General features: G+C 62.1%; 2 protein-coding genes. Both read left to right on the forward strand.

Annotated elements, in window-relative coordinates; translation table 11 throughout:
* A partial coding sequence (locus tag X739_RS01000000167015; RefSeq protein WP_032924628.1) for a DUF1963 domain-containing protein occupies positions 1 to 1,344 on the forward strand: 1,344 nt, incomplete at its 5' end.
* 246 nt (positions 1,345 to 1,590) lie between these two features.
* Entirely contained in the window at positions 1,591 to 2,637 is a 1,047-nt protein-coding gene (locus X739_RS136655; RefSeq protein WP_023796694.1) for a DUF4274 domain-containing protein, read from the forward strand.
* Positions 2,638 to 3,013 lie beyond the last annotated feature (376 nt).

Genomic DNA, 3,013 nt, shown 5'->3' on the forward strand with positions numbered 1-3,013 from the left:
CGGGCCTGCCTTGCCATCCGCCACGTCTTCCCACCGCGCCACCCGCAGCGCACGATGAGCTTTTTCGGCGGCGTGCCGCTGGCGCCCGACGATCTGGACTGGCCGATGATCCACAACCGCAAGGGGCTGCTCGAGCCGCTAACCTTCATGGGCCAAGTCGACCTTGGCGCGCTGCCCGACGGGCCGGCACGCTCGCTGCTTCCCGCGCACGGCTATCTTTATTTCTTCGCGCCGATGTCGGGCAATTTCGACGGCGATGCGAGCCACTTCGTCGTCCGCTATGTCGAAGGCAAGGCCCGCAAGGACTGGGGTCCTCAGCACAATCCCGGATTTCTGGAGCCGATCGACGGCGCCGAGAACGCTCGCTACCGATATCCCTGGCTGACCTGGCACGACAAGCCGGAGAAGGTCTATCCACGCTTCTATCCGCGCATCGAGATCGAGCTCGGCTGGTTGGAGGACGTCGCCGAGGTGGAGGAAGGCGACCCGGATGCCGGCGACGGCTTCCCATGGGAGGTCGCCAAGCAGCGCCGCCGCCAGCAGCTCGTCGCGTTTCATGGCGCGCCAGTCTCCTGGAACGACGCGCTCTCCGCGCACGGCAAGCCCACGGACCGGCTCTGGATCCCGTTCGAGGGGTTTCCGACTAACCGCCGGACCGCCGAGGTCCTGCTGGGTTACCTGAAGTCATACATCAAGGAGGAGGCCATCGGGATCAAGGCGCGGCTCGACACCCTGCCGGCGAGGTCCGAGGACCCGGAACGGTCGCGGCTCTCCGCCCTGCTCGAACGCTACACGCAATTCGAAAAGGAGCGCTGGCGGATTTTTCAGCTGGCAACCACCGGAGAGGCCTTGCGTGGCAAGGCCCTCGACGAGAACCAACGGACCGACCTCCTTGCGCTACTCGAGGAATTGCGCGCCGGCGCGCTGCCGGAAGGTGTGCTCGAGCGCCACTATATGCACAAGCGCCTGCCTATGGTGCTGAACGACTGGGTCGCGAGGGCGGCGGTCGAAGGCGCCGAAAGCGCGCTCGCCGATCCGGACGGGATCGCGCAGGTGCCCGACGCTGTCGTCGAGGCGCTCCGCTACCGGCACAGCGTGCTGCGCGATCCAGACTTCAGCAAGAACGGCGCATACGCACAGCACCAGATGCTGGGCCGCGGCGTCGCCATTCAGGACGCGGCCGAGTTGATGGCGCCCGAGCACATCCTTCTGCTCCAGCTTCGCTGGGACAATGCGCTCGACTGGCACATGGGCGACGCCGGCGCGGCGCAATACTGGATCCGACCGGCCGACCTAGCGGCGCGGCGCTTCGAGAACACCGTGCTCACCTTCGAGAGCCATTGAAGCGAGGGTGTCTCCCGCGGGCGCTGGTCGGCCCGCTGTTTTCGGTTCGGGCACTATTCTCTGCTGCGACTCTGGGAGTCGGCGACGGAGCGGACAGCTTGGGAAGAGCGGCTGTTTGCCGAACTCGATCGGCTGACCGCTGAGGACGACGGGCGCGACGGCAGGTGACGACGATTTGATTGCCCGTGTCCAAAAAAGCATACGGGCGGTTGTCCCAAGGTCTCGTTAGAGGCAATCTACGCCAGCATGGATGACTATATCAGCAAGATTGTTCAGCTTCGCCCACTAATGACGCAAGCTCGGATCGAGGAGACATTTCCACGCGAGAAGTGGTCCGAACACAGCCGTGGCGGAAAATTCGGCGTGCAGTTCGGGTTCGGGCCAAGCGCCAACAACGATCCAAGCGGAATCGCCAGCGACCACATCGTGGAAAAGATCGACTTCAGATCCCCCTTTCCGGGTTCCATCAGCCTCTATGGCTTCGCAATCGGGATGGCTCGATCGGACGCCGACAGCGAGATCGCCAGACTCGGATTTGCCACGATGGAGATCACCCATCCCGATGTCAGGTATCTCAGCGGCAACACGGATGACGGGTTTGAAATCATGTTGATGTTCAGGAAAGACTCGCTCGAGCAACTGACCATCTGCCAACCCGGTCATTCGAGGATCATCGACGCCCGGCAGGCGTTTTGGAAGGAGCGGTCGGAGAAGGAACAAAAGCGACGCGAACTGGCCAGCGCCTGGAAACATATAAGCGCCGACGACGACGCCATGCTCCTGACCTGGGCTAAACATTGCCAGACATGGGACGACTACTCGCCAAGCGAATTCGTGCGCTATGCCAATTGGCTGCGCCAAGCCGATCCCGATGAACGCCATGTGGCGGCGCTGAACTGGAATTGGGATTACGGCCTTGCGCCGCTGCTCTGGATCACCCGGCGCGAAGACTGCGATCTGGCGACGGCGTTGCACGTCTTCTTTGGCAGTAGCCCTGAATTTTATCTGCAGTTCGAAGGCGACCGGTCTCGCGTTGCGGAGAAGCAATTAGATTTAACGACATTCGACATGATGATGGACATCAAAGCTAGGATAGAACGCGGCTTCTACCGGCGCTCGGCGATTGAGTTCGACTTATCACGAAACGTCGAGATCATCAGCCGGTACAAGCCAACTCCCGGCCAGCTGGCCGCTGTCCTTCCGGCCAACCTTCAGACAAGCGGTGCCGGACGCCGCATCGAGCGCGAAAACCGGTTCGCAGGCTTAGACATCCCAGCGTTCGGGATCAACTGATCAGCGTCGACACGTCTCCCGGTGCGCCTCTCGGTTTGGCGACCCAAGTAGTTTGACTGAGGCCAAAGAGCCTTTCCGTTCGAGGCAGCCGGGGGGCAAGTGCACTAGCTGCCACGCGAATGCCCCGCCGGGCAAAAGGATCACTTGGATGTCCCGGAACTGACGCAACCGCGATCTGCAGCATGGTCCGCGAATTGTCTGCTTTCAGGCGGCTTCAGAGATCACCTCAACTTCCGATATTGGGCGCATTGCCGTCCGGCAGCTTCGGGGCCGTGCATGGACGGCTCTCCGTTGGCAAGGGATTCTTTGAGCTTTGCCTTTGCTGGTTGGTGCGGCCATGTATCCGACCTGTAGGTGCGGCCTATCATGTGCCGCT

This window comes from Mesorhizobium sp. LNHC209A00 (assembly GCF_000502915.1).
Classification (GTDB): domain Bacteria; phylum Pseudomonadota; class Alphaproteobacteria; order Rhizobiales; family Rhizobiaceae; genus Mesorhizobium.

Coding starts and splice junctions, on each gene's coding strand:
- X739_RS136655 (WP_023796694.1), top strand. CDS start 1,591: ATGGATGACTATATCAGCAAGATTGTTCAGCTTCGCCCACTAATGACG.